The sequence below is a fragment of the Agrobacterium sp. MS2 genome, from assembly GCF_003261015.1.
In the GTDB taxonomy this organism is placed as follows: domain Bacteria; phylum Pseudomonadota; class Alphaproteobacteria; order Rhizobiales; family Rhizobiaceae; genus Agrobacterium; species Agrobacterium pusense.
In genome coordinates, this window is record NZ_QLNF01000086.1 from 302,823 (window position 1) to 327,914 (window position 25,092).

At 58.1% G+C, this 25,092-nt stretch carries 21 protein-coding genes; 12 read left to right on the forward strand and 9 right to left on the reverse strand.

Going from position 1 to position 25,092, the window contains the following annotated elements; all coding sequences use genetic code 11:
• Positions 1 to 64: 64 nt before the first annotated feature.
• Complete coding sequence (locus DOU54_RS24320) at positions 65 to 1,288, reverse strand: glycosyltransferase family 4 protein (protein ID WP_113731953.1); 1,224 nt, start codon at positions 1,286 to 1,288, stop codon at positions 65 to 67.
• Between the two features lie 316 nt (positions 1,289 to 1,604).
• On the opposite strand from DOU54_RS24320, the gene DOU54_RS24325 reads away from it, so the two are divergent.
• Together DOU54_RS24325 and DOU54_RS24330 are read left to right on the forward strand one after the other, a co-directional pair.
• Positions 1,605 to 2,726, forward strand: a complete 1,122-nt coding sequence (locus DOU54_RS24325; RefSeq protein ID WP_113731954.1) for an acyltransferase family protein — start codon at positions 1,605 to 1,607, stop codon at positions 2,724 to 2,726.
• A 45-nt stretch (positions 2,727 to 2,771) separates the two neighbouring features.
• Positions 2,772 to 4,100 carry a hypothetical protein gene (locus DOU54_RS24330; protein WP_113731955.1) on the forward strand — a complete coding sequence of 443 codons (1,329 nt, stop codon included), beginning with the start codon at positions 2,772 to 2,774 and terminating at the stop codon, positions 4,098 to 4,100.
• Positions 4,101 to 4,210: 110 nt separating this feature from the next.
• On the opposite strand, the gene DOU54_RS24335 is transcribed toward DOU54_RS24330, so the two are convergent.
• Positions 4,211 to 5,263, reverse strand: a complete 1,053-nt coding sequence (locus DOU54_RS24335) for an acyltransferase family protein (protein ID WP_113731956.1) — start codon at positions 5,261 to 5,263, stop codon at positions 4,211 to 4,213.
• Between the two features lie 429 nt (positions 5,264 to 5,692).
• Between DOU54_RS24335 and DOU54_RS24340 the strand changes: the two genes are divergently transcribed.
• From DOU54_RS24340 to DOU54_RS24360, 5 genes are all read left to right on the forward strand, one after another.
• The gene (locus tag DOU54_RS24340; protein ID WP_113731957.1) at positions 5,693 to 6,550 is read left to right on the forward strand and encodes a hypothetical protein; all 858 of its coding nucleotides are present in this window, start codon (positions 5,693 to 5,695) and stop codon (positions 6,548 to 6,550) included.
• Positions 6,551 to 6,683: 133 nt separating this feature from the next.
• Positions 6,684 to 8,942: a polysaccharide biosynthesis tyrosine autokinase gene (locus DOU54_RS24345; RefSeq protein ID WP_113731958.1), complete on the forward strand. Its 2,259-nt coding sequence runs from the start codon at positions 6,684 to 6,686 to the stop codon at positions 8,940 to 8,942.
• The gene (locus tag DOU54_RS24350) at positions 8,935 to 9,612 is read left to right on the forward strand and encodes a hypothetical protein (protein WP_113731959.1); all 678 of its coding nucleotides are present in this window, start codon (positions 8,935 to 8,937) and stop codon (positions 9,610 to 9,612) included. Before DOU54_RS24345 ends, DOU54_RS24350 begins: the two co-directional genes overlap by 8 nt.
• A 73-nt stretch (positions 9,613 to 9,685) precedes the next feature.
• On the forward strand, positions 9,686 to 11,215 hold the full coding sequence (locus DOU54_RS24355; RefSeq protein WP_113731960.1) for an O-antigen ligase family protein: 1,530 nt from the start codon (positions 9,686 to 9,688) through the stop codon (positions 11,213 to 11,215).
• Between the two features lie 2 nt (positions 11,216 to 11,217).
• Positions 11,218 to 12,423: a glycosyltransferase family 4 protein gene (locus DOU54_RS24360; protein ID WP_113731961.1), complete on the forward strand. Its 1,206-nt coding sequence runs from the start codon at positions 11,218 to 11,220 to the stop codon at positions 12,421 to 12,423.
• Here DOU54_RS24360 and DOU54_RS24365 read toward each other — a convergent pair whose 3' ends face one another.
• From DOU54_RS24365 to DOU54_RS27600, 3 genes are read right to left on the reverse strand one after another with little or no spacing between them, the layout of a single operon-like run.
• Positions 12,424 to 13,518: a glycosyltransferase family 4 protein gene (locus DOU54_RS24365; RefSeq protein WP_113731962.1), complete on the reverse strand. Its 1,095-nt coding sequence runs from the start codon at positions 13,516 to 13,518 to the stop codon at positions 12,424 to 12,426.
• Positions 13,519 to 13,573: 55 nt separating this feature from the next.
• Complete coding sequence (locus tag DOU54_RS24370; RefSeq protein WP_113731963.1) at positions 13,574 to 14,722, reverse strand: glycosyltransferase family 4 protein; 1,149 nt, start codon at positions 14,720 to 14,722, stop codon at positions 13,574 to 13,576.
• A complete protein-coding gene (locus tag DOU54_RS27600) occupies positions 14,719 to 14,892 on the reverse strand; it encodes a hypothetical protein (RefSeq protein WP_193603452.1) in 174 nt (57 codons plus the stop codon). The genes DOU54_RS24370 and DOU54_RS27600 overlap by 4 nt, the downstream gene beginning before the upstream one ends.
• A 247-nt stretch (positions 14,893 to 15,139) precedes the next feature.
• On the opposite strand from DOU54_RS27600, the gene DOU54_RS24375 reads away from it, so the two are divergent.
• Together DOU54_RS24375 and DOU54_RS27605 are read left to right on the forward strand one after the other, a co-directional pair.
• Positions 15,140 to 16,477 carry an SGNH/GDSL hydrolase family protein gene (locus DOU54_RS24375; RefSeq protein WP_113732098.1) on the forward strand — a complete coding sequence of 446 codons (1,338 nt, stop codon included), beginning with the start codon at positions 15,140 to 15,142 and terminating at the stop codon, positions 16,475 to 16,477.
• 126 nt (positions 16,478 to 16,603) lie between these two features.
• Positions 16,604 to 17,989 (forward strand): O-antigen ligase family protein, encoded by a 1,386-nt coding sequence (locus DOU54_RS27605; RefSeq protein WP_146617398.1) that lies wholly within the window; start codon positions 16,604 to 16,606, stop codon positions 17,987 to 17,989.
• Positions 17,990 to 18,018: 29 nt separating this feature from the next.
• Here DOU54_RS27605 and greA read toward each other — a convergent pair whose 3' ends face one another.
• Positions 18,019 to 18,501, reverse strand: coding sequence for a transcription elongation factor GreA (greA, locus tag DOU54_RS24385; RefSeq protein WP_004445578.1), 483 nt, complete (start codon positions 18,499 to 18,501; stop codon positions 18,019 to 18,021).
• 272 nt (positions 18,502 to 18,773) lie between these two features.
• Here greA and eglC point away from each other — a divergent pair, with 272 nt between their 5' ends.
• Positions 18,774 to 20,171 carry an endo-1,3-1,4-beta-glycanase EglC gene (eglC, locus tag DOU54_RS24390; protein ID WP_113731964.1) on the forward strand — a complete coding sequence of 466 codons (1,398 nt, stop codon included), beginning with the start codon at positions 18,774 to 18,776 and terminating at the stop codon, positions 20,169 to 20,171.
• Between the two features lie 79 nt (positions 20,172 to 20,250).
• On the opposite strand, the gene DOU54_RS24395 is transcribed toward eglC, so the two are convergent.
• The 3 genes from DOU54_RS24395 to DOU54_RS24405 all read right to left on the reverse strand — a co-directional run bounded on the left by DOU54_RS24395 (position 20,251) and on the right by DOU54_RS24405 (position 22,531).
• Positions 20,251 to 21,165: a TIM barrel protein gene (locus tag DOU54_RS24395; RefSeq protein WP_072493435.1), complete on the reverse strand. Its 915-nt coding sequence runs from the start codon at positions 21,163 to 21,165 to the stop codon at positions 20,251 to 20,253.
• 401 nt (positions 21,166 to 21,566) lie between these two features.
• The gene (locus DOU54_RS24400) at positions 21,567 to 21,905 is read right to left on the reverse strand and encodes a hypothetical protein (RefSeq protein ID WP_113731965.1); all 339 of its coding nucleotides are present in this window, start codon (positions 21,903 to 21,905) and stop codon (positions 21,567 to 21,569) included.
• 134 nt (positions 21,906 to 22,039) lie between these two features.
• Complete coding sequence (locus DOU54_RS24405) at positions 22,040 to 22,531, reverse strand: hypothetical protein (protein WP_004445587.1); 492 nt, start codon at positions 22,529 to 22,531, stop codon at positions 22,040 to 22,042.
• Positions 22,532 to 22,662: 131 nt separating this feature from the next.
• Here DOU54_RS24405 and DOU54_RS24410 point away from each other — a divergent pair, with 131 nt between their 5' ends.
• Together DOU54_RS24410 and DOU54_RS24415 are read left to right on the forward strand one after the other, a co-directional pair.
• Positions 22,663 to 24,645 (forward strand): BTAD domain-containing putative transcriptional regulator, encoded by a 1,983-nt coding sequence (locus tag DOU54_RS24410; protein ID WP_193603453.1) that lies wholly within the window; start codon positions 22,663 to 22,665, stop codon positions 24,643 to 24,645.
• Between the two features lie 8 nt (positions 24,646 to 24,653).
• The gene (locus DOU54_RS24415; RefSeq protein ID WP_113731967.1) at positions 24,654 to 25,082 is read left to right on the forward strand and encodes a hypothetical protein; all 429 of its coding nucleotides are present in this window, start codon (positions 24,654 to 24,656) and stop codon (positions 25,080 to 25,082) included.
• The last annotated feature ends 10 nt before the right edge of the window (positions 25,083 to 25,092 follow it).

Sequence of the window (25,092 nt, forward strand, 5' to 3'; positions counted from 1 at the left end):
CAGTGCGGCCTGTTCAACCCTTCACCCACGGCATCGGGAGCAGGCTCGCGCCGTCGGCGGCCCGTCATGCCGCCGCGGCCCTGCTTTTTGCCAGGACGTCCTCATAGAGTTTCACATAATTCTCGCCGACCCGACGCGAAGTGGATTCCTCGACAATATTTCCGAAGTCGGCTTCCGTCGGCAATTGCTCGCGTGACAGTGTCAGCACCCGGCGGATACGGGCAGCCAGATCGGCAGCATTGCCGGGTTCGAACAGCCAGTCATGATTGGTCTCGCCGATCAGTTCCGGAATGCCGCCGGAGGCGGCGCCGATGACCGGCACGCCCATCGCATAGGCCTCATAGATCGTGCGTGGTGAGGGTTCTGCCCAGAACGAGGGAACGATGAGAACATCGATCTGTTCGAAAAACTCCTTCGGTTTCGCCCAGCCGATGAATTCGATCGGCAGATCGCCGGCCTGCGCCTTGAACCGCTCGACGGAATCGTCCATCGCGTGGCCCGCCACCAGACAGCGCCAGTTGCCATGACCGATTTCCCTGAAAGCATCGACCATGTTGCCGACGCCTTTCTCCGTATTGATGCGGCCTATGTAACCGAAGGTCATGGGCTGGCCGCTGCGGTCGATCTGTCGTCGCGCCACGGGGTCGCCTTCCGGGACCGTGCAGGAATAAAATATGACGCGCCGCAGGCTTTCCGGAATATGGTGGAAAAGCCCGTGATTGACATGCGTCCTGAGGATTTCCGTACCGACGCTAGCGACCGCGCCGATATAACGCTGTGTGAATTTCTTTGTGAAATTCACAACCTGACAGCCCAGATGAATATGGTCGCACGGTTTGCCACCTTTGAACATGGCGGCGTTGCCGCATAGCAGGTCATATTCGCAAATCGTATGCACGATCGGAATGCGGCGCTTATGCGCCGCCCGCCACACCAGCGTGGTAACATCGAGCAACGAATGCGTGTTGAGGACATCGGGCCTAAAATCGTCAAGAACCGCCTCGAATTGCTTCTCGACGTTGAAATTCCATTGTTGCCTGATCTTCTGCATCCGCCTTTGCTGCGGCGTATATTGCGGCCAGTCTTCCAGCCAGAAATCATTGTTGTGGAACATGCGGTAGACGCTGACGCCATTGCGCACCGACTTCGCCTCGGCCTGGCGCTCTATGCAGGCGGCACCCACCGTATGCCCCATGGCAACGAGTTCCTCTGCCAGATGCTCGACCGAGCGTTCGCATCCACCGACGATATGCGGCGGGTAAAGACTGCTGAGATGGAGGATTCGCATGGGGCTACGCTCAATATCCTTTAAAATTTATATTTCGGCACCGGCACCGCTGAACCGACCAAAAGGAACGGTTGTGAAAGGGCGGCGACCAGGCCGAAGGACGTAACAATTTAAAAATCAACATCAGAATATCGGGCTTAAAGAGCACCGAAAACACCGCCGTTTCAAGTGTTTTTTTGCGGCGCCGCGGAATTCATGCCGTATTGCAAAAAAGAATCTCCGTTGCTAATTATATTCGAATATAAAACATAACGATATGCAGCCCCGCCGCTGCACCATTGATTTTATTATTTTATTTTAGAAAATTTGGATTCCCATGTCTTCTCAAAGTAGCGGAAAGCTTCCGAGAAACTACAATCTCGACATGTTGCGCGGTCTTGCCGCAGTTTGCGTTGCTTATTCTCATCTGGCGCTGAAGATGCACAATCGTGGCGATACTGATGGAGTGACCCGGGCCCTTTTCGATGTCACCAAGGTTTTTCTCGATGTCGGCAAATTCGGCGTGATCGTGCTGTTCGCGCTCGGCGGTTACTTCATTCTCTCATCGCTGCAAAATGCCGCTGTGCGGTATCGGAAACCGCTTACCGCCTTTGTCCTGCATCGGTTTTTCCATCTTTATCCCGCCTACTGGCTGTCCCTGTTTTTCGGCGTGCTGCTGCCCTGGGATGACCCGGGCAAGATATTCCCGGCCCATGTCGTCGCCATCAACGCCACGATGCTGCAGGGCTTTTTCATGACGGAAAATGTCATGGGACTCTACTGGACCCTGCAGATCAACCTGACTTTTTACGCGCTGTGCGTGCTGCTGTTCCTGATGGGACGAGCAGCCGATTTGCGGGTGGTGACGGCCGCAACAGTTGCGCTTTTTGGTTTTGCGGCAATTCTCTCCCTCGTAAGATACAAGCTCGGCATCAAGATGCCGGTTGCCCTGCCGCTGATGGTGGGTGTGTGCTTTCTGGCATCGCTGTGGAAGGCGTCAGATGCCGGGCGCAACCGTGACAGTCGATATTGTGCCTGGATTGCGGTCGGCACTTTCTACGCAATGCTTCTCCCCATCTGCCTCCTGGCCTATTCGCATGACTACGGCTTCGAGGAGACCTGGTATCGCTACGCCATCAGCTACGGCACAGGCATGACGGTTTTCCTTGCGGTTTCGGCGATGAAGAGGCCTGTCCTCAATCGGCTGGCGCCCCTCGGCGGTGCAAGCTACGCCATTTTTCTGTGTCATCCGTCCGTCTATGCGGCTCTCGACAGGATCGGGTTTACGCCAGCCAATACATCGCTGTCCCCATCCATCGTTATGGTTATTTCTGTCCTCTTGGCCATCACATGCGGCCTGGCCGCCAATCGTTTTGTTTTAGCACCCGTGCTCGCCTGGGGAGAGAATGTCGTCAATTCGGCATCCCGCAGACATTTAAGTGCAACCTTGGCCCGTTAAATTGAGATAGGAACATAGTCAGCAAGAATACGGCAGGAGATCTTGATGAAAGAAAACAGGCCTGTCGGTGCTCGCTCCATGACGCGACGTACATTGCTCTCTGCAGCCTCTTTCGCCTTCGCGGCAGCCGGTGGTCTGCGTGCCGCAGCGGCGAAGGTCAAAACCAATTTTTCTGCCGATACGGAGGCATTTCTGGACAGTGTTGGAGTGTGCGGCCATTTCACCCGCACACGTGGCGTCTATCCGGAACAATTCGACCGCATCCTTCCGGAACTCAAGGCTCTCGGAGTGCGCCATTTACGCGACGAAGGTATCATCTTTCCCGAAGACCGCCGGGAAAGCGCCTCCTTTAAGCGGCTGCGCCAGATCGTTGCGTCAGGCCTGCGCCTCACCGTCATCTGTTTTGACGATCTCAACCCCTATCTGAGCACGCCATTGGACAGGCTCGTGGATTTCTACGACTGGTGCGATGGCGGCATCGAGGTTTTCGAAGGCAGCAACGAACCCGTGCTTACGTCCGATCCGCAAAATGCGCCGCGCCTTTCGGCGCAACATCAGACTGCATTGCACGACGCCATCCGCGCAAACCCCGCGCTCAGGGATCTTCCCCTTGCCGCGCCAAGCTATGTCCTCAGCAACAGGGCGCTGGCGTTTGATCTCGCGAAGGTTTGCCAATATGGCAACATTCATCCCTATGCGGGCATGGAACACCCCGAAACGACCGGGCCGGGCGCCCTCTCGAAGTCTCTTGCCGCTTCCGCGCACATAGCAGCAGGCAGGCCGACGCTCGCCACCGAAATCGGCTACCATAGCGCCCTGAAGACCCAGAGCTTTCATTTTCCTGTCACCGAAGGAATAAGGGCGCGCTACATGCCGCGCACGCTCCTGTGGTGCTTCATCAATGGTATCCGCCGGACATATATCTATGAAATGGTGTCAAGCTTCGCCCGGGATGACACCAATCCCGAGTCCTCCTTCGGCCTGCTGCGCCACGATCTGAGCCGCACCGCCGCCTATGAGGCGGTGCGCGCCCTGCTCTCGCTCCTGACGGCAAGACGCCAGACCGCGCCCACGCAATGCCAGCTCGAATTCGTCGAAAGCGCCTCCGAAAGTGTTTCCCTGAGACTGTCGCGACCGGATGGCGCGCTGCTTGTGCCGGTGTGGCTTGCAATATCGGGCTGGCAATGGCCGGCGCAGATCGAAAACCCGCCAGCCGAACGTGCAGCAAGCTTTATCGTTACCGGTGCACACAGCCAGGTGATTGCCCACCGGTTTCAGGACGACGGCTCCGTTATCCAGCGCGTTATTCCGCAGGAAGGCGGGCAATATCGGCTTGCCGTCAGCGACCAGTTGACGGTGCTGGAAGTTTTTTGAACACTCACCAACGATTTCCAGCCGCAGCTTGAAACCTCCGCCCACACCGGGCGGGAGACTGGCGCGGCCGACATCTTTCGCGTGATCGACCGGGCAGTTGCTCTCACCGCTCAATGTTGAAGGGAGAGCCGCCTGACGCCGTCTCTTTTGCGATAGGCTCGATTAATCGGCGCCTCTATGAATCGATAAGACGCCAAGCCGCACACGATCGTCAGCAGCAAAGCCAGAACACCTGTGATGAGCACCGACACGATACCCGACAACCCCGTTACCCCGACAGCCTTCATCGCAATTTGAATCACCAGATTGTGGACGAGATAGATGGAATAGCTGGCATTTCCCAGATGGACCGGAAGCCAATGCCTTGCAACATAACCGTTCTGTTCAAGGAAGACGCAGCCGGAAACCAACAGCAGTCCCGCAACGCCCCAGGTCAGAGGCCGCACAATGTTGTTGTTATAGAGCTCGAATCCCGAGCTTGTCGCGAGGATGACTGACGCTCCGGCAACGATGAGAAACCAGGCCCCTCTCGGCCCCAGGAAGGGCGGCTTGTCTTTCCTTGCGCAGAAAAATGCTCCGAAGGCGGCACCCAGGGCGAAATCCAGCATCACCGGGCTGCTGTAATACCGCAGGTAATCATCAAGCGAAAACAGTAATCCGGACAGAACAAATGAACAGAGCAAGAATATAATAAGCAATATTCTCGTATAAAAATTCCCCACAACCATCAAAATCGAAAAAACAACATAAAAGAACATTTCGTAGTTCAGGGTCCACCCGACAGACAAGACCGGCTCCCAAAATCCTCCGCGTTCAAATGGTATGAAAAACAGGGACTTCCAGACGTAGCTCGGCTGCAACTCCATAACGCCGAGAGGGCGCGCGCCGAGGAGAAAAATAAAGACGATTATGAATGTCATTATCCAGTAAATCGGAACGACCCTGACAATTCTGTTCACCAGGAATTTCAAGGGATCGCCATCTTTGTTGTGAGTTGTGACGACCATTATGAATCCGCTCAGAACGAAGAATATGTCGACGCCGGAAGCACCGGCCTCGTATCGTCTGACACCCGGGAAAACCCGGTCGATAACGGGCATGAAATGATGGAAAAAGACCATGAACGCAGCAACCGCGCGTAAAACCTGAAGATTGATGATCATCAAATCAATATCCGTATGAATTTGGGATTAATCAAAAAATTATATTGATATAACAGGTGCTTAACTCGGAAAACCGGAGAAATTATAATTTTGCCACGCAGTGCGAAAAGTAAATGAGCAAGACGGGAAGACAAAATATCTCCCTTTATTCAAACATCAGCTAAAATCAAACAATTCCATATGCCTGTCAATTCCTCAGGACCGAGGAGAAGAACTTCGTGACTTTCATCGCTCGCCGACCAACGCCGTATCAAGCCTTGGGCAGCTATCGCCGGTTAAGGATACTTAAGAAGTTGCGGTTGCGTCGTTGTTTTAGCACTTGATCCGCCGCCTAGCCTATGCGATCTAAGAAGAACATTTTAAGTGCTGAATAACCATATCGGCATTGCGCGTAATTAAAGTCGTATTTTAAAAATTTGGAGAGTTGTGATGTCTCGCCTTCTTAATGGCTCGGCGCTCACCGGTGCGATATTGATTATCGGCACGGTTATAGTTTCCGCCTCAGCCCACGCACAGAATGTCGAACCTGCGCCAGGCGCGCCGCAGCAGCAGGCCGCGCCCGCCCAGAGCGTGGCGACAGGCGCACCGGTCAAATCCCCCGATGAAAGCACCGCCGCCTTTCTGGGGCGGGTGAACACGACCAGTCCGGACATGGTTCCCCTTGCCGCCGCTGAAGCGTTCAAGCAGTCTCCGACGTCGCCAACGGTCAGGGACCTGATCGCCGTCGCTTCCAGCACCGATGCCGCCACGGCCGAGCTGGCGGCGAAGGTGACGGGCGGATTTCCGATCATCGCCGTCTCCACCAGTGCCGCGCAGTTTTCCGAGCAGATTTCCGCACTTGTACTGAGCGACTCCAGCCAGTTGCCCGCCGTCGTCGCATTGGCACAGAAGGTCGGCAACAAGGATTTCTCGGAAGTGGTGGGCGAAGGTCTGGCGCTTGCCTATTCCGCGGCGATGCAGAACAACAACACGATCCTTGCGGCCGCCATTCAGCTGCAGACGAGGGGCGCCGGCGTGCCCTCCGATCTGCTGATCGCCTTCAGCGAAAACATTGAAGGAACCGCGGCCGGCCCGGCTGCGGCAGCAGCACCCGCGGCCGCAGCAGCCGCCTCGCCGATCGGCGGCGCGGGCTCCACGCCTGCGAGCGGCAACAGCGTCGGTGGTTCGGCGGGCGGCCAGACCGGAGCGGGTACCGCTCAGTCCGGTGGAACAGGCGCGCCTGCCGGCCGTGGCAGATCGCTTTCCACCGGCAGCACCAGTACGCCGGTCAGCACCAGCCCCGTTTAACAAAGCCCGGCCTTGCCGATCCCTACGGGAGCGGCGATCGCCCGAAACGTGATGCAACCGGGACTTTGGCAGGCCCTGTGCCTGCCTAAAAAAGCGAGGCTGACAGTTGTTGCAAAGGCACGATCCACTGACGATGGCCGATTTCGATAAAAACGGCTTTACGGCTGACTTTATCGATATAGACGCCGCACTTGCGACGGTTCGCCGTCAGTGGCGCATCGTGCTGGCGGCCGTCGCCGTTGCCGGGGCAATCGGCCTTGCTTTCGCAGCCACAGCCGTTCCGATCTATTCGGCTACTGCAACCCTTTTGATAGACCGCAACAACAGCCAGGTTGTCGAACAGCTTTCGACGATCGGGGGCGTGATCGAGGACGAGGCGTCCATTCTCAGCCAGGTCGAGGTGCTGCAATCGGAAACCATCGGCCTCGCCGTGGTCGACAGCCTCAACCTGACGGAAAACCAGGAATTCAGGGCGACACGCGCCTCGTTCCTAAGCTCCGTGCTGGGCACCATCCGCTCACTTGTCAACGTATCGCAATGGTTCGCGCCGGCGACAAAAGAGGCGGTAGTGGATGACGGAACCCTGAAAAGGGGTCTTTCGGACCGGTTGCTGCAGGGTCTCAGCGTCAAGCGTATCGGCCGGACCTATGCGCTGGAACTCACCTATAATTCGACGTCGCCGGTCCTTGCAGCGCAGATCGTCAACGCGGTCGCCGCAGCCTATCTGGTGGACAAGCTGAATTCCAAATATGAGGCAACGAGGCGGGCGAGCGACTGGCTGTCCGATCGCATTGCCGAACTGCGCCAGAGGGCGCTCGACACCGACCTCGCCGTCCAGAAATTCCGTGCTGAGCATAACCTGATCTCGACCGGCAATAACGGGCTGCTTTCCGACCAGCAGCTGGCGGAGTCGAACAGCGCGCTTATCCTGGCGCAATCGGAAACCGCCAGGGCGCGGGCAAGAGTGCAACGCATCGAACACATCCTCGCCACCGACGATGTCGATGCGGTCGTGACGGATATTCTCGACAGTTCGGTCGCAAACGACCTGCGGAAGAAATATCTCGAATCCTCGAAGGTCGAAGCCGAGATCACCGGTCGGCTGGGCGCCAACCATGTGCAGGCGGTGCGTCTGCGCAACGAGATGCAGGAATATCGCAGGCTGATGTTCCAGGAAATCAGCCGTATCGCGCAAAGTTATAAGAGCGATCTGGAAGTTTCCGAAGCAAGGGAGAAATCCCTGGCCGAAACCGTCGCCAAGGCCACCAATATCAGCAACTCCGCCGGCGAGACGCAGGTTCAGCTTCGCGAATTGCAGCGCGAGGCGGAAACCTACAAGAACATGTATCAGACATTCCTGCAGCGTTATCAGGAGGCCATGCAGCAGCAGTCCTTCCCGGTGACGGAAGCGCGCGTGATCTCCGAGGCCGTACCGCCGAGAACGCCAAGCAAGCCGAACAAGGCGCTCATTCTGGCGCTGTTCATGATCATGGGTGCGGCCGCGGGCGGCGGCGTCGCCATGTTCCGCGAATTCCGCGATCGCTTTTTTCGCACGGGGGAGCAGGTCCGCGACGTGCTTGGCCTGGAATTTCTGGGCAATACACCGCTTGTACCGAACAAGCTGGCTGCAGACACGGAACCGAGAGCGCAAGATGGCGGCCCAACCGTCACGCGCCCCTCCGGCGTTGCCCGTTATGCCGTAGACCACCCGCTCTCCTCCTTCGCCGAAACACTGCGCAGCACGCGGCTGGCGATCGATCTCGGCATAGCGGCAAAAAACGGCGCCAGGGTCGTCGGCGTCGTCTCCGCCCTGCCGGGTGAGGGAAAATCGACAATTTCCATCAATCTCGCGCAGCTTCTGGCCGCACAGGGCGCAAGGGTGCTGCTGCTCGATGCGGATATTCGCAACCCGGGCGCCACCCGCGCCCTTGCCCGCCACGCGACAGCAGGCCTGCTTGAAGTGCTGCTGGAAGGTCGCTCCATCCGCGATGCGCTTGTGCATGATGAAAAGACTCGGCTTGCTTTCCTGCCCACGGTCGTCAAGCAGCGTGTCCCGCACTCCTCGGAACTCCTGACTTCCGCGCAGATGCACCGCCTGCTGGCCGAGGCAAGCGGGGCCTTCGATTACATCATCGTCGACCTGCCGCCACTTGGCCCCGTTGTTGATGCGCGGGCGATGGCCGGCCGGATCGACGGCTTCGTTTTCGTCACGGAATGGGGCAAAACCGCACGGCGGGCGGTTCGCAACACCATCGAAAACGAAGTTCAAATCCGCAAGAAATGTCTGGGCGTCATTCTCAACAAGGTCGACACGGAGAAGCTCAAGCTTTACCGGGCTTACGGTTCAAGCGAATATTATCATTCCCGCTACACGCGATATTATCATGACTAGGACCGCTGGCGTGCCGAGCCTGCGCAGGGTCCTGACGGTCACGCCGGTATTGATCGTTTCGCTATTTGTGTTGTTGCTCGCGGCCCAGGCTTTTTCCGAAACACGACGGTTTTCCGATATCATCGCTTTGGCGCGCATTGCCGACGAGGACAATGGTCTCTCTTCCGATCTGCTGACGAAAACCGTCGAGGGTCTGCAGCCCGTCATTGCCGAAAAAATCTGCCGTTCGGATATCATCAAGGCTGGGATGCGGCTCGTGCTTGCCGATATCGACGCCCATGCCGGGGATGCATCGCCAGAAGCGGATGCCATGCGCCTCGGTTTTGCCGAAACCTATATGCGCCACGCCCTGTCGTGTCTTCCGGCCAATGGCGATGTCTGGCTGCGCCTCGCCATGGTTCGCTCGTTGCGCAACGCCTCTGCCATGGAAATCGCCGTGCTGACGAATTTCTCCCAGCTTTATGGCCCCGCCGATGCCAATCTGATCCGCGGGCGCTTCGTCATCTGGCAACAATTTACCAAGGGCGCCCTACCGCAGGCTGAGGCGGCCCGTGAAGCCGACACCGCGATCGTCTGCGGCAGGCAGGGCGAAATATTGCGATGGTCGTTGCGGCATGTCTGCTCCCAGGAGCTTCAGACCGGCATGCAAAGCGCCAAACCACGGCCCTGAGATACACGGAAGCGCCAAGTCCTTTCTTTAGTTCATCGTCACCACAACAAGCAGATCTCAAAAGCCGAACATCATGCAGATCCTCGACGCTCCACCGGAATTGCTGTCATCCTCGCCGCCCCGGCCGGCATTTGTTCTGCATCGCGCCCAGGCAATCGTCACGATCGCTTTCTGGACCATATTCCTGCTTGCCTTGCTCAATCGCGGCGCAACCGACATCGAAAGCCGGATCGTCATCACATTCGCCGCCTATCTGCTGCTCCTTGCCGCCCTGCCTCTCTTCGGCCCGCCCCAGCCCGCCATAGGGAAGGCCCTGGCAGCGGCCTGTCTTCTGCTCGGCGCACTGATGCTTCAGGTCTTGCTTCAGACATCCGCCAGGCAGGGCGTACTGCCGTCCAACCCCGCCTGGTCCGCCGCCGCGATGTTTACGCAGGTGGCGCCCGCGGCCACGATCTCGCTCACGCCGGCAGATGACTGGCTGGGCCTGCTGAGCGCCGCCTTGCCCTTTGGCGCCTTCATGACCGGGCTCGTGATCTTTAATACGGACGAGCGTGCAGCAAAAGCACTGCGATGGTTCGCAATCGCCGGCGGCTGGCTGTCGCTGGGCGCGATCCTGCAATTTCTCCTGTTTCCCGATATGCTCGGCCTTATTCAAAAGCGTTTTTATCTCAGCAGCCTGACGGGGCTCTTCGTCAACCGCAATACGGCAGCGACTTTCTTCGGGCTTATCCTGCTCACGCTTGTGGTGCTGCTGAGTAACAAGCTGGCGGCTCCGGATTGGGGAAGGGTGAGAGCGCTTGTGGCAAACCGCCTGACGGTGCCGGGCGATCAAAAACGCCTCATCCGCCACGCCGCCTTCATCGGCCTTCTGACCGGGTTCTGTTTCATCGCCCTGATGCTGACGGGATCACGCGCGGGCATCATGTCCAGTTTCGCGGCGCTGCTTTTGCTCATCCTTCTCATCGTTTTCAACTCTCCCGGGCCCGGCCGGAATGTCGCGCCCTCACGGCGCAGAAGACGCGGCTCCAGACGACGCGCAGCAATCCTGCTCGCCATCGCCATCGGCCTCTTCGCCCTTTTTGCAAATCGTGTAGCGCTGCGTATGGAAACACGCCTCGAAGACGACATGCGCTTCTGCTATATGCCCGGTATTGCACGCGCGATAACGGATAACTGGCCCCTGGGCGCGGGACTGGCCAGCTTTTCAGAAACCTACGCTCCCTATCATTCCGCGCAATGCGGCGTCGATGCCGTCGTCACCCATGCCCATAATGTGTATGCCGAGGGCTTGCTGACGCTCGGAGCCGCTTTCCCGTTTTATGCGGCATTTTTCCTGTTCGGCCAGTTGCTTATTTTCATTCGCGGGGCCCGCAGGCGCAAAACTTATCGTTATGCCTCGCATCTCGGCCTCGCCGGGCTGCTGCTGGTGGCGCTGCACTCGTCCCTCGATTTTTCACTGCAAGTGCCGGGCTTCGCCATGGCTTACGCCGTTTTCCTCGCACCCATCGTCACCCTTTGCCTGCACCCACCAGGAGCAGATCGGCGCAGACAAACTTCGGCCAATGCCGCTTCCTCCGTCTCGGCCGCCGGCACAGGAATTTAAACATGCGTATATTGCAGGTGACATCACTGTTTTCTCCCGACCGTGTGGGAGGCGCGGAGATATTCGTCGAAGACCTTGCCCGGGGTTTGGCAGGGAAAGGACATACAGTCGCGGTTGCCGCCATTTCCCGGGAGCGCAAGACCGCAGAATTGCGAGACGGTTTAGCCATTCATCGGCTTGGACATACGACGCCCTTTTTCATTGGGGATTGGGAGAGTCAAGCAGAGTGGAAACGCAAATATTACAAGGTCGCCGTCCAGATCGATCCCCGGCTGGTGCAGCGGCTGGCGCGCGTCATTGAGGATTTTCGCCCGGATGTGGTCAATACCCATTCCCTCTCGGAACTGACGCCGCTGATCTGGCCGATGATTGGCAGACGCGGTATTCCGCTTGTGCACTCCCTGCATGATTTCACCAGCATGTGCACCAATGGCTCCCTGTTTCACGAAGGGCATATCTGCGATGGCAGGAGCAAAAAATGCCGGGCCTTCTCCTGTCTGCACCGGCGCTGCCAAGGCGCGGTGGATGCTGTCACAGGCGTTGGCAGCGACATTCTGAAACGCCATCTGGAGGCCGGTTTTTTCACGCACGTTCCTGAAAATCGCCGCGCGATAATCTGGAACGCCATCGCGCAACCAGAATCGTTGAATCCTCGCAAAGCCCGTGTTGCAGGAGAACCGCTGGTTTTCGGTTATCTCGGACGTATCGAAGAACCCAAGGGCGCCGATCTCCTTATCGGGGCCATGCGGCTCCTGCCCCCGCAAGGTTGGCGAATGACCATGGCCGGTCGAGCGCCCGGCGGCATCGAAACCTATAAGCGAAAGGCATCAGGCCTGCCCGTCGACTTTCCCGGATATGTCGAGGCCGACAGTTTTTTTGCTGGCATAGATTGCCTCGTCGTGCCGCCTTTGTGGCCGGAGGCTTTCGGCAGAACGGTAGCGGAGGCCATTTTGCGCGGCGTCCCTGTTATTGGAGCCAATCTCGCCGGAGTTGCCGAACAGATTGGTCGCGACAGGCCGGACCGCCTTTTTGCGCCAGGTAATGCCAACGAACTTGCCGCCCGTATGATCGAGGCCATGAAAAATCCTGCCGTTCTCACAGAGTTGGCGCAAACCAGAGAGCGGATTTCTCAAGGCGTCGCGCCGGAACGGGTGATTTCCGCGTATGAAAAACTTTATGCTGATCTGCGGCGGCCGATCACGGCATAGTCAGGCCGTCTCGTGGAAAAGCTGCGCATATGTCTCCGCCGCCTTTTCCCAGGAATAAAGGCTGCGGTTTTCGTAACCCGCCTGGCGCAGCGTCTCCGCAAGCGCCGGCTCGCGAAAGAGCCGCTCCAGAGTTGCGACGAGACTATCGGTGTCCGAGGGATCGAAGGTCAGCGCGCCCATACCGGCAATTTCTGGTGTCGCAGAACGATTGGAGCAGACGACCGGGCATCCCAGTTGCTGCGCCTCCAGCACCGGCAGGCAGAAGCCCTCATAAGTGGAAGGCACGCAAAGGCAGGCTGCATGACGATAAAGTTCCGCCAGTTCCCGGTCATCTATGCTTGAAAGCCGGATAAGCCGGGCCTTCAATCCCGGATCGTCAAGCGTGTTGGCGATTTCTTCCGCCTCGTCGCGGCCCACATGGACAATACGCAGGTCCGGCATCGTCGGGCCCAATCGCGCAAAAGCCTTGCCCAGAAGTGCAAAATTCTTGTTCGAGGTCGCGTTTCCGACCGCCAGTATGTAACGCCCCGCGATCGGCGGCGGCGCAGCCGTGGCCCCTGCATCCAGCTTCAATGTGCTGTCGGAATGAATGGTCACGCTCTTGCGGGCAGCCCCGGGATAAAAACGCGCAAGATCCATTCGCGTCGCGTCGGATACACACGCGATCCGGTGCGAACCGGCCAGCATGAGGCGAAAAATGAAATCGGTGGTCAAGGCCGCCCGCCAGCCAATCTGTTCAGGTATGGTCTTGAAATAGAGATCGTGAACAAGGGTGATCCGACGCCTGCCGCCCAGCGGGCTGCCAAAAGGATCGGCATTAAAAAGCACGTCAATGCCTTCCCGGCGGCAAAGCACCGGCAGCGTCATGGCCTGCCGCAGCACGTCAAGCACCATGATGTGCGGCCGAGCCGTCTCTATCAGCCGCAGGCGGCTGTCGCGCAATTCCGCGGGCAATTGCGCCCGCGTCCAGGGCGAGCGCAGGATATAATCATCATCAGTCTGCTCTAGAAGCCGCTCCAGCAGGCTGAAGGTTACGCGGGCAACGCCGGAAGCTTTCCCGCCATACTGGCTCGGCATGTTCACGAGAATGCGCATTCCAACCTTCCACCCGTTTGGGATTGCCGCCTGTGAGCGGTCGCAGACCGCAGCGTCACGCTACTTCAGACAAAAGCGCGGAGATCGTCCTGCAGGTTTCCTCGAGCGAAAAACGCCGCATCACATCTTCCCGCCCCTTCTTCCCCAGTTTTTCAGCCAACCTCGGGTCCGTCAGGATGCGGCCCAGCGCCGCGGCCAGTGCCGGCGCATCCGCAGGCGGCACAAGCAGGCCGGTTTCACCATCACGGATGATCTCGGTGACCCCACCGCCGCGGGTGGCGACAACCGGTCTTCCGCACATCATGGCCTCCACCACCACACGACCAAACGGTTCGGCAACAACTGAGGTATGGGCAACCGCGTCCATCGCCGCCATCAACTCCGTTACATCCGGGCGAAAACCGAGAAATCGGACACGGGAATCAAGACCGAGACTGGATGCCAGCGTGCGGATGCGGCCTTCGTAAGCCTCCTGCCCAAAAAGCGCGCTGCCGACGATCACGGCCTGGACCCCCTCCATTGCAGCAATCGCCTCAAGGAAAACATGCTGCCCCTTCCATTCGCTCAACCGGCCGAACAATCCGATCAGTGGCTGTGGGCCAAGGCCGAGCTCCCTGCGCAATTGCTGAGCCCTTGCGGGGTCATAAACCGACGCTTTGGCTGGGTCGAAACCGTTATAGACGATGCGGACCTTTTCCTCCTCGCCTCCCGCCTTCACAAAAGCCCTGCCCGTCTCTTGCGAATTGACGGCAACCAGCCTTGCGAAAAGACGCGAGAATGTCAGCGAAGCGCGGCGGTTTGCGGCGCTGAAGGCGGGGTCGGTGACGATATCATGCAGGATCCAGATCAACGGCCGACGACTGAGCTTCGCCGCCAACGCGCAGACAAAAAGCGCCTTTTGCGAATTGGCACAGATCACGTCATGGTTTTTTGCCTGACGGCTGAGCTGCCAGGCAACGGCCAAAACATCGACGGCCCCTCGCAGCATCGCACCGAACGACGAATCCCGCCGGATCGACAGCATTTTTTCTCCCGCAGACAGCAGAAGAGGCGGCCTGCCGCATTCCGCCAGATCGTCCGCTGCCCCCCCGCCACTGAGGAAGCAGGCTCGCCAGGAACGCGGCCCGGCCTTGACGATATCCGCCAGAAAAAGTTCGGCACCGCCCTTTTCCCCCGTGTGGCTGACGAAAAGCGCCGATGTCATGCCTTGAGCTCCACGGCATGCAGACACCAGGGATAGCACCACTCCGTCTTGCGCGCATCGCCCGGGTCGGGGTCAGAACGACCGCCCCCTCCGTCAATGGCGGCGGGATATTCGGCGGAGACAGTAATTGAGAAATAACAATACTTGATCGCGCGGAAAAAAAGTGACATTCAAACCTTCGTGCGGATCACAAATCCGACCCAGATAAAATAAAAAATCTATTTTATTTATATGCTTTAGTTGAAATCGAAGAAAATTCGTGACGTGCAGTTTTATCGCGATTCAGCGTCCGGCTCACTGTGTTTTTCCCCGGGCCTCACCGCGAGGTTATTCTCAAGGGGCAGACAAGGAGACCGAAATGATGCTGCTTGAAGACAAGATATGCATATATATGACCGGAACGGAAGAGGTGCCGGCATGATCGGCGTATCGCTCGGCATTTCCCAACAAAACCGCACACCGATGGCGGGATCAGTCGATGCATTCTCCCCCCTGCGCGCCCGTCTTGTTGCGGGCAAGAACGCCACGATCTTCGTGAATGGCGACAGCACCGCCCATGCGGACGACGGGCCATTCCAGCAATTCGCCATCATGCTTGGCGGCCTGCATGATATCAAGGTCGTGCTTTACCGCTGGGCGGAATGGCAGACCCATGCCTCGACGGGTCCCAAGGCCTATGCCGACCCGGTTATACTGCGCGCCGGCACGGGCGCGACGCTGACTGTCTATCTTGCCACACTGCCGGTTGGCAGGCCGGGCTACATGCTTGCCGAACAGCGCATGGCGGCGCTGCAAATTCCACGCCCCGACCTTTGCATCATGCATCACGGATATAATATGCAGAGCTTCGAAACGCCGGGCGGCATTCGAAGCCCCGGAAGGGCTGCCCTGCTTGGGCCGCTGGGCATGACCGAATGGCATTGGCCGGGCGCTGCACAGCTCATCACCACCCAAAACCCCTGGAAGGATGGAACGGGCTACGACAAGGTCTATCACACCATACTGGACGTCGCCCGGGCGCACCCGAACCTGACGCTTGTGGACACCCATGCGGCATTTATCGCAAACGGCAAGGACGCCACGCTTTACAACGACAATATTCATCCCAGCAGCACAGGTTCGGCGCTCATCGCCAGAACCTTGTTCGCCGCCTATCTGGCGTCAGCGCCGAATAGCGGCTTCGAGACTCCATGCTGGCCAAAACTATCCGCCACCAACCTGATCGCCAACGGCGATTTCACCGAATGGTCCGGGCCCGCTCCTTCAGGCTGGTCCCTTGCAGAGTCAGCCTCCGCCACCAAGAGCACGGAGGTCACCTTCTCCCCCTCTTTCGCCTATAGCCTCGCATTGCGAGCGAATGGCAGCGAGTTCAGCGGGCTTTTCCATTATTTCCGCAACGAAGAAGCGGCCGCGATGATCGGCAAGACTCTCTCCTTTGCGGTGCTCTATAAGAACAGCGCAGGACAACGCACTCCTTTTGTAGACTTGGTTGCTAAAAGCGGGGGCGATCTCAGGACGATCATCTGCGGCACCTTGCAATTTGGAGACGCTGGCATCCTCGATAACAGCGGCTGGATGTGGGCCACAGCCAATGGAATTCCGCTGGATCCCGATATCGATCCGAGCGGATACAGTTTCTACCTCCGAGTCCTCCCAGCCTTTGGCTATAGTGTCCCGACGTCCAATGCACCGCTTTACCTTCAAAGGATAATTGCGGTGGAAGGAGATTTGCCGAAAGGTAATCTCACCGGCTGAAGAATAAAGGAAAGGACTTGCACGCCGACGTCATCAGGATCACTATCCAACGCCTCACCACATGGTCGCGGCGCCCAACAACCTCAGGACAATTTCATTGTCTGCAGCGAAGAATAAAGGCCGCGAATGACAAGTCATGCAAATAACGGGGCTGCTTATCGATCATCGATACCAGGTTTCGTCGTGGCGATGCCGTTTTATCCTTCCAAAATCATCGGTGTGCCTGGCGTGATCCTGGCGTTTTTCGTTTTTTCCATTGGCTTTTTTATTCAATGCAACATCGTGACGAGCAATATCGGACTGCGCTTCCTGAACATTAGCGACATGCTGGTTTTGGTAACGCTTCCTGTTATCGCCATTCTCTATATTCGCTGCCTCACCCCCTCAATCATTCTTCTCTATCTCGTTCCGCTGACCGTTTTTTTTCTACTTTCTACTTTCTTCGCGGATGATCGTGGCGAAGGCGAATTTTATACGACAGCGCTGACATATTTTTACGCGATCTATTTCCTCTTTTTCGCCTATATGCTTTTCAAGGAGAACCTTCTCGAATTATTCTCTTGGGGCATGTTCATCGGTTTCATCGCGGTGACTATCCTGTTGTTCCTGGATATCGTCATTCATGACAGGCTCGCCTCGCTTGGCCTATCCTTCATGTTCGATGAGGCGTCGGTGCTGGAGTCCGCGGCTCGAGGTGAAATAAGCCCGCTATTATTACGTTTGGAGAAGGCGGGGGGAATATGGCCAGTGGGCAACACGGCCGGACCGGCTTTCGCTCTAGCCGGTGCGGCAGCCGCTCATCTTGCGGAGCGCTACAAGCGCCCAATGCTCTTTGCTATATTTATACTGGTATATTTGGCCAGCTTCACGCTGACGCTCAATCGATCGGGCCTATTTGCCGTAATCGCGATCGGACTCTATTTTTACTTTAGAAATTTTTCGATACGAATGCTGTTCAGCACCTATTTCGGTTTCGCTCTATCTGCGCTCGTCATCGCTGCCGTTTTGCCCTTCGGAATTCTCGATTTCGCAGAACAGGCGTTCTCGAAACGCTTTGTGGAGGACAGCCACAGTACCGACAACGTGCAGGAACGATGGACAACCATCGCAGGCGGCTTCCAAGTGATGCTCGATCACCCTTTCGGCGTCGGTTTCACGGCACGAATTCAGGAGCTTACGCAGGTCGCGGGTATCGGCACGCCGCATAACGGCTTTCTGGCTACTGCCTACGCCTCCGGCATCCCGTTTTGCCTTCTAGCTGCCTTCGCACTCGTCTATACGATCCTTCGGAAACGCAAAGTCGGTTTTTTCGCCTATTCCGCGATAGCGGTCATTATCGGTTACCAATTTGAAGAACTGAATTTTAATCCCGTCTTCATGGCGCATGTGGGGCTAGCACTGGCGTACGCCTCTATCGACCTCGATTTCAGGTTTTTCCTGAAGAACGCCATGATGCGGCTGACGGCAATGGCCAGCGGTGGAGGCAGCTCGGCAGTGCCATTTTCCCGGTGATAATGTTGGTGCCAATGCCAAGGAGCCGGTCACGAAATGTCGACAATTTCAATCTCCCTGTCAGCCAACCCGACAAAGTCTCCGACCGCTCTTCCCATCAAGGCCCGAGCCACCGGAGAAACATAGGACATCGATCCCCTGGCGGGATTGGCCTCATCCTCGCCAACGATCCGCAACCGCTGCGTGCGGCCATCGTCGCGGCGGAAGGTTACCAGATTGCCGAATGCCACAACGGCATTTGTGGGCGGATCTGGCATCACCTGAGCTGTGCGGACTCGCTCCGCAAAATAACGCATGTCTCGCAATGGGCCGGCAGAAGCGCGCCGCCTTTCATTTACATCCTCGATCGCGCCAGCGGCTTCACAGGCTTCACGGGCCAATTGTAACTGCCCTTCCAGAGCTTTCAGCCCTGTCTTGGTCACCAGATTGGGATGAGGTGAAATCACCCGATCCGGCAGAACCGTTTCGGCTGCGGTCTCCGCACTGTCTTCCTTGGTAAAGGCTACACTCAATCCTGCAACTCCATTGCGACGGGATGCTGACAACAACCGCTAACCCGGAGCGATTTTGCCACTACCGGCAGCAACGCAGCAAGAGCACAAATCCAAGAAACGATCTTTCGATCTCAATCAAACAGGAACAAGCCAACTCTCTGCGTGATATCTCCCGTCCGTCCGGAACGGAACATACCCCTCATTTCTGGCCCTAACAGGAAGCTTTTCGCGCTGTTAGGCTGTTGTTCAGGAGGAGGTAGGAAGCGACGCGAAAGGACAGGAGAAGGCTTATGGCCAGAACAGTTGTGAATGCGCTTGGAGACACACTCTACTATAGCGGCAGTTCCACCGGATTTTTCTCCGCCACGGGCTCCGGCCCGCTGCTTGCCGGTACGGCCGGCAATGATTCCATGTGGGGTGACAGTTCCGTCAATGTGACAATGGCGGGCGGCACCGGGGACGATATTTATTATCTTTATTCCAGCATCAATCGCGCCGTCGAAAATGCCGGAGAGGGTATCGATACGATCGACACCTGGATGAGCTATACACTTCCCGAAAATTTCGAAAACTTGCGGGTCACCGGCGATGGCCGTTATGCCTTCGGCAATTCGCTCGACAATATCATCACGGGCGGATCTGGCAGCCAGACGATTGACGGCGGTGCCGGCAATGATGTGCTGATTGGCGGCGGCGGTGCGGATACGTTCGTATTCACGAGCGGCAATGGCACCGATCTCATCATGGATTTCAGCGCCAATGACACGATCCGCCTCAATGGCTACGGCATTACCTCTTTCGAGCAGCTTGCAAGCAGTGCCACGCAGCAGGGCAATGATCTGTGGCTGAATTTCTCGAATGGCGAAGCCGTCGTTTTGGCCGGAACGACCATAGACGATATCCAGCCCGATCAGTTCGAGCTCAGCCTCGACCGGTCATCCCTGACACAAACCTTTGCAGACGAGTTTGATACGCTGTCACTGCGCAACGGTGATCAGGGAACCTGGGATGCCAAATATTGGTGGGCACCGGAGAAGGGCAGTTCCCTGACGACGAATGGCGAGGCGCAGTGGTATATCAACCCGGCATATACCGGAACGTCGGAGGTAGACCCGTTCAGCGTCAGAAACGGCGTCCTGACCATCACGGCTGCCGAGACCCCGCAATCGATCGCCGACGAGGTCGAGGGATATGATTACACCTCCGGGATGCTGAACACCTATTCCTCCTTCAGCCAGACCTATGGATATTTTGAAATTCGCGCCGATATGCCGACCGATCGCGGTGCCTGGCCGGCCTTCTGGCTTCTGCCGGAAGACGGGTCGTGGCCGCCGGAACTGGACGTCATCGAAATGCGCGGCCAAAATCCCAATACGCTCATCATGTCCACACATTCGAATGCGACCGGCGAACAGACTTCTGTCATCAACAATGTCAGCGTGCCGAGCACGGAGGGGTTTCACACATACGGCGTGTTGTGGGATGCCGAACACATCACCTGGTATTTCGATGATGTCGCCGTTGCGCAAACGGATACGCCTGACGATATGCATGATCCGATGTACATGGTCGTCAATCTTGCCGTCGGCGGCATGGCGGGAACACCCTCGGCAGGTGATTTCAGCGACGGTTCGCAAATGATGATCGACTACATCAGGGCCTATTCGCTCTCCGACTGGGCAGCGTGAACAGAATGCCGGCAGCCGCGTCCGCAACTGCCGGCGTCTCCGGCGTCGGCCGATCGCGGCCGCGCGCAATTCGGTTCCCTCACTCTGCTGCGAGCAGTGTCCGTTCGGCATTAAGCGTCATCAGACGCCGCGCCGTTTCGAGGCTTGCGGGCTGCTCGGCCCGATAGCGACGGCCGATTTCCATCATCAGAACGGTGTCAGGCAGGAAGGTCAGTTCGGAGAAGATGCTCTCCCATTCAATGTCGCCCCAGCCGAGCGGCATATGTAGATCGCCGATGCCGAGCGCTGTGTTTTCCTGCGGAAAATAGGGCTGGTAGAAACCCTGCGGCCGGCCGAAGGAATCGTGGACATGGAGATGACCGGCGACCGGCGCCATCGCACGAAGCTGTTCACGGAAGTCCAGGCCACGATAAGTGGATTCGAGATATGCATGGCTGAAGTCGATCAGCGCCACGACATTGTCGTGGCCGACAGCCTTAACGGTCGCTGCCACCTCAGCCGGTGTCTGGCGGTATTGGCCGGGTTCGGTGGTGAAGATATTTTCGAGCGCAATCCGCACACCATAGGGCCGGCAGAATTCCGCGAGTTCGAAAAGCGCGTCGCGTTCACGATGATCGGCCTCTGCCCGCTCGGCGATCTGGTCAGCGCGCAGCGCGCCGCCATGCTGGACAAGAATACCCGCACCGATGCGGTCACAGAGAACGGCAAGCGCCTTCGCGGCATCGATCTGGTAGCGGCAGGTCACCGGATCCATGAAGTTGGATGAAACCAGGCCGTGCACCGTGTAACGGAAATCGAACTGCCTTGCGAGCGACACGAGACGGTCCGCGCGCTCCTCGATGATACGGCCGCCGGCAATCACGTCGAGGCTGGTGGCGGCGATTTCGACGGTGTCGCAGCCAATATCGGCAAGGGCACGCAAATCGTTTTCAAGCGTGGCGAACTCGCCATCGTCCGAGCCGGCGTTAAAACCGGTACCAATAAGATTGCTCACTTCGTCATCTCCAGAGCTAAGAAAGTCATGCGAATTCGCGCGACCGCGCAGCGCGTCATGCCGCGTCGAAAGATCAAGCCGGCGAGCACAGACATGGTCTGTCTCGGCCGAAGCGACGTGATAAGAAAAGTCCGTGCCCGCCGGCGAGGCCAACGGGTGGACCGTGGTGATGCGTCTCCATCGAGACCGATCACTCAATTAAGTTTGTTCATTTACAGCTTTATGACATTCCGCTGTGCGAAGTCCGCAAATCGACGTGGCGGAAGCGGCGCTACAGGGCTGCGGAGGAGCCGGACTGGATGTCCACTCAGTTTCGGGGGGGGCGACACCCTCCAAGTTCCGGTGCCCGAATTAGTGGCGGACGATATCGGCGGTTGAATCCCGTTTTTGGGCAGGAGGAGTCAACCGAGATTACGCACCATGAAATAGATCAGCAGGCAATGCCCAATCGCAAGCACTGCCCATGCCCATTTCGCGACCCTGATATCGGCGTCGACGACCATGTTGCTGATTTCGGCCCGGCGTCCCGCTTCTTCCGCCTCGCGCACTTCCGAAGGGCGCAGCGGGAACGTCGCCCTGGCCTCCGCCTCTTCCACGACATGAAGCCTGTCTTTATGAGCTTGCGGACGTGGTTCCCCCTCGGCGCGCTCCGTCGAAAACGCACGGCTGTCGGAAGCGCTATTCACCGCCAGAAGCTGCGATGACACCCGCCTGTTACGCACGTTACCTTGATTGGGCATCATAATTTTCCACACAATAAAAATAAAAATATGCACCGGTATTCCCCGACCAAGCCTGAGCTCTGCCAGGTGAATCCACCGAACCCCCTCTGCCCGCGCGCCGCGTTCTCCCCTGAACGCGAAGCACCCCGCAATCAGCGCGCCGCGCCCGCGGGAAAACTCCGCCCGCCCGGGTGAGGTTTCGCCTCCCGCTGGATCAGGAAAACTGATTTTTCCACCGGCAGCGGCTCCACCGTCCGGTAACGCTGAAAACGTCTGGAATATTCGAACCGGATGAGCCTGTCGTCGAATTTACCCGCCAGAACGCGATAGCCGTTGACCACCTCGTTCAGGATTTCCAGTTCCTCTCCCCACAGCCAGCCGCCATAGAAAGTGCCTTCGTTCGAACGCAGCACGATCTCGAAGAAGTGTCCGCCCGCCACGGCAGGCATGCGGAAGAGAATGTCGAGATTGTCCTCATCCTGATCATCGCATTTTTCCGCCGACAGCCTTGCATGCGCGACCTTCGCGTGAACCAGCGCCGAGACCGGATAAAACGGGCGGCCCTTGAACCACATGAATTCACTAACCGCGTATCCGACGTCATCGGCGCGCTGGTAAGGCTCAATACGCGGCTCGAATGCCATGTAGCTTCCGTTGAACGCTATCACTTTCGATGATCCCCGATACCTGTCGCCTGCCGTTCCGCCCGTCATTCACGCTTCTGTTTGCGACAATAGGCAGGCGGCGTCACACCAGCGTCAAATCGAATGCTATGATGACTTTCAATTTCCCGGGCACGTTGTTAGATGGTGATTCAAGGGGGACGAAAGTGGCTGGGAACGATGAACTGATAGCGATCCGGCTTTTTGGCACCCCGCGCTGTGAAGCGGTGCGGGAGGCATTTTTTCCGTCCAAGGGTTTTGCCCTCACGGCCGCCCTGATCCTTGCTCCCAACCAGTCCCTGTCGCGCCAGCACCTCGCATCGCTGCTGTGGGAAGATGTCGAGCAAAAAAGGGCGCTGGGCAATTTGCGGCAGCTCATTCTGCGCCTTCAGAAACTCTTCGGCGACGACGAGGCCATTCTGCTGACGGAAGGGAATGATCTGAAGGCCGGAAAGCTGGCGCAGCGCACCGACCTCGCGCTTTTTCTCGCCGATGCGAGAGCCGAAGACCCGATGCGGCGGCTGAAGGCCCTTCTGGAGTTCGGCGGCGACCTTCTGGAGGGACTGGATGCCGGCCAGGACCATCTCTACCTCTGGCTGCTTTCAGAGCGTCGCCGTCTCAAGGACCTGTTTTTTTCGAGCTACACGCAGCTTCTGGAGGAGCTGACCCGCTTCGGTCGCGCCAGCTCGAATGATATCGCCAGACTTTCCGAGCGCGCGCGCAATATCGAGCCGGAGCGCGAAGAAACCTATCGTGCCGCCATGGCCTCCTATGCGCGGATCGGCAATATCAGCGGTTGCGAGAGCATGTACCAGCTGTTGCTGGAACAGCTCCGCCAGGAGGGACGCACGCCGGAAGCCGAAACCGTCGCGCTGAGGCGGCGAATACAAAGCCTCACCGCGACAATCGCGACCCCCGCCGAGCCGGAGGAAAGCAGTCGCCGGCAATCGCTGGCAAAACCGCGCGTGGCTTTCGGCCGGCCGGCGCGGGTGGACGGGCTATCCGTTTCACCGGTGATGCAGGCCTTTGTCGAAGACGTCGCAAACAGCCTTGTGCGGTATCGGACCTTCACCGTCCTTTCACCGCACAGTACCTTCGCGCTCTCGCATGACCGGGCGGATGACGGATATGCCATGTTGCGGGCCGATTATCGCATCACGTCGACAGTTTTTGACGATGCCCGCATGTCCGTGGCGCTGATCGAGGAAACGACCGGTGAAATCGTCTGGTCGCTGGAGGCGGTGCTGACCGAAAGGCACATCCACGCTGCCTTCCGGCTGCTGTCCAAACAGGTGGCTGCTGCGCTTGCGCGGGAGATCGAGCGGCTTCAGGTGGAACCCGACCGCAACCACAGTGGCGAGGCTTACCGGCAATTGCTGGAGGGCCAGCAGCTTCTGCGCGGCAAATGCGACCTGCCGCTCCTGCGCAGGGCCCGCTCGATGTTCCGCAAGGCTGTCGATCTCGATCACGGAATGGCGGTCGCCCGCGCCCGCGTTGCGCAAAGTCTGCAACTGGAGTGGCTGATGCTGGGCGGTAACGACCCTCACCTGCTGCACCGCGCCAAGGCCGAGGCTGACGCCTCTGTGGAGATTGATCCGGCCCTCGGCGTCGGCCACTGGATGTGCGCGGTGGTGGCGCTTTATCAGCGGGATTTCGACATGTCCGCCGAGAAATTCTTCGAGGCGGAAGCGCTCGCCCCAAACTCAGCCGACCTGCTTCTCCAGCATGCCGATGCGCTCGCCCATTTCGGTGAGGCGGAAGTCGCGTGGGAAAAATTTCAGCAGGCCATCGACCTCAACCCGCTCGCCCCCGATATTTACTGGTGGGCTGGCGCCAGCATCGCATTCAAGCGCGAGGATTATGGGGCCGCGGTGGAACTCTGCGGTCGCATGGAAAACGATGAGCCCGCGCTGCGAGTTCTGACCGCAAGTCACGCGCTCCACGGAGATCTGGCCGCCGCCCGGGAAGCCGGCAGCAGGCTACAGGAAAACTATCCGGGCATGACGGCAAGGGAGATCAGCAGCCTGTCTCCGGACCGCGACCCGGTAGCAAACGAAAAATTTTATCAAGCGCTTCGTTTAGCCGGGATCAAATAGGAGAGAATATGTCGTCGCATTTCTTTATCGTCGGGAAAAAGGGTTTTGGCGTTCTGTTCATTCGCACCACGCCGCTCAGGGTTGCTTCGGTATCGCACGAAACGATCACCGCCTATGAGGCGAACCACCCCGGCGTGGATGGTTACGCCCGCGTGGCTGCAGCAGCCAAGGCCATGCTTGTCCGCCAGGACGGCCAACCTGAAGCCGAGCTGGACCAGGTCCAGATTCAAGGCATCGAGGCGCTTGTGTCAGGCGGCGCCGTTGTGTCCGAAGCCGATTTCGCCTTTATCGGTGAAGTGGTCGATGCCGGCTGGGATTTCAACCGCATGGTGCTGACGCCGATCGAAGCGGCACTGAAGGCAGTCGGGCCCGCGGGTTCGATCACCGGCGAATTGTTCGACGCGATCCTTGCCGACGACCCGAACGCCGCGCCCTGACGGCGATTGT

Coding starts and splice junctions, on each gene's coding strand:
- DOU54_RS24360 (WP_113731961.1), top strand. CDS start 11,218: ATGCGTATATTGCAGGTGACATCACTGTTTTCTCCCGACCGTGTGGGA.
- DOU54_RS27605 (WP_146617398.1), top strand. CDS start 16,604: ATGACAAGTCATGCAAATAACGGGGCTGCTTATCGATCATCGATACCA.
- DOU54_RS24355 (WP_113731960.1), top strand. CDS start 9,686: ATGCAGATCCTCGACGCTCCACCGGAATTGCTGTCATCCTCGCCGCCC.
- DOU54_RS24400 (WP_113731965.1), bottom strand. CDS start 21,905: ATGCCCAATCAAGGTAACGTGCGTAACAGGCGGGTGTCATCGCAGCTT.
- DOU54_RS24375 (WP_113732098.1), top strand. CDS start 15,140: ATGATCGGCGTATCGCTCGGCATTTCCCAACAAAACCGCACACCGATG.
- eglC (WP_113731964.1), top strand. CDS start 18,774: ATGGCCAGAACAGTTGTGAATGCGCTTGGAGACACACTCTACTATAGC.
- DOU54_RS24350 (WP_113731959.1), top strand. CDS start 8,935: ATGACTAGGACCGCTGGCGTGCCGAGCCTGCGCAGGGTCCTGACGGTC.
- DOU54_RS24405 (WP_004445587.1), bottom strand. CDS start 22,531: ATGGCATTCGAGCCGCGTATTGAGCCTTACCAGCGCGCCGATGACGTC.
- DOU54_RS24330 (WP_113731955.1), top strand. CDS start 2,772: ATGAAAGAAAACAGGCCTGTCGGTGCTCGCTCCATGACGCGACGTACA.
- DOU54_RS24370 (WP_113731963.1), bottom strand. CDS start 14,722: ATGACATCGGCGCTTTTCGTCAGCCACACGGGGGAAAAGGGCGGTGCC.
- DOU54_RS24325 (WP_113731954.1), top strand. CDS start 1,605: ATGTCTTCTCAAAGTAGCGGAAAGCTTCCGAGAAACTACAATCTCGAC.
- DOU54_RS24365 (WP_113731962.1), bottom strand. CDS start 13,518: ATGCGCATTCTCGTGAACATGCCGAGCCAGTATGGCGGGAAAGCTTCC.
- DOU54_RS24410 (WP_193603453.1), top strand. CDS start 22,663: ATGACTTTCAATTTCCCGGGCACGTTGTTAGATGGTGATTCAAGGGGG.
- DOU54_RS24415 (WP_113731967.1), top strand. CDS start 24,654: ATGTCGTCGCATTTCTTTATCGTCGGGAAAAAGGGTTTTGGCGTTCTG.
- DOU54_RS27600 (WP_193603452.1), bottom strand. CDS start 14,892: ATGTCACTTTTTTTCCGCGCGATCAAGTATTGTTATTTCTCAATTACT.
- DOU54_RS24335 (WP_113731956.1), bottom strand. CDS start 5,263: ATGATCATCAATCTTCAGGTTTTACGCGCGGTTGCTGCGTTCATGGTC.
- DOU54_RS24340 (WP_113731957.1), top strand. CDS start 5,693: ATGTCTCGCCTTCTTAATGGCTCGGCGCTCACCGGTGCGATATTGATT.
- DOU54_RS24345 (WP_113731958.1), top strand. CDS start 6,684: ATGGCCGATTTCGATAAAAACGGCTTTACGGCTGACTTTATCGATATA.
- DOU54_RS24320 (WP_113731953.1), bottom strand. CDS start 1,288: ATGCGAATCCTCCATCTCAGCAGTCTTTACCCGCCGCATATCGTCGGT.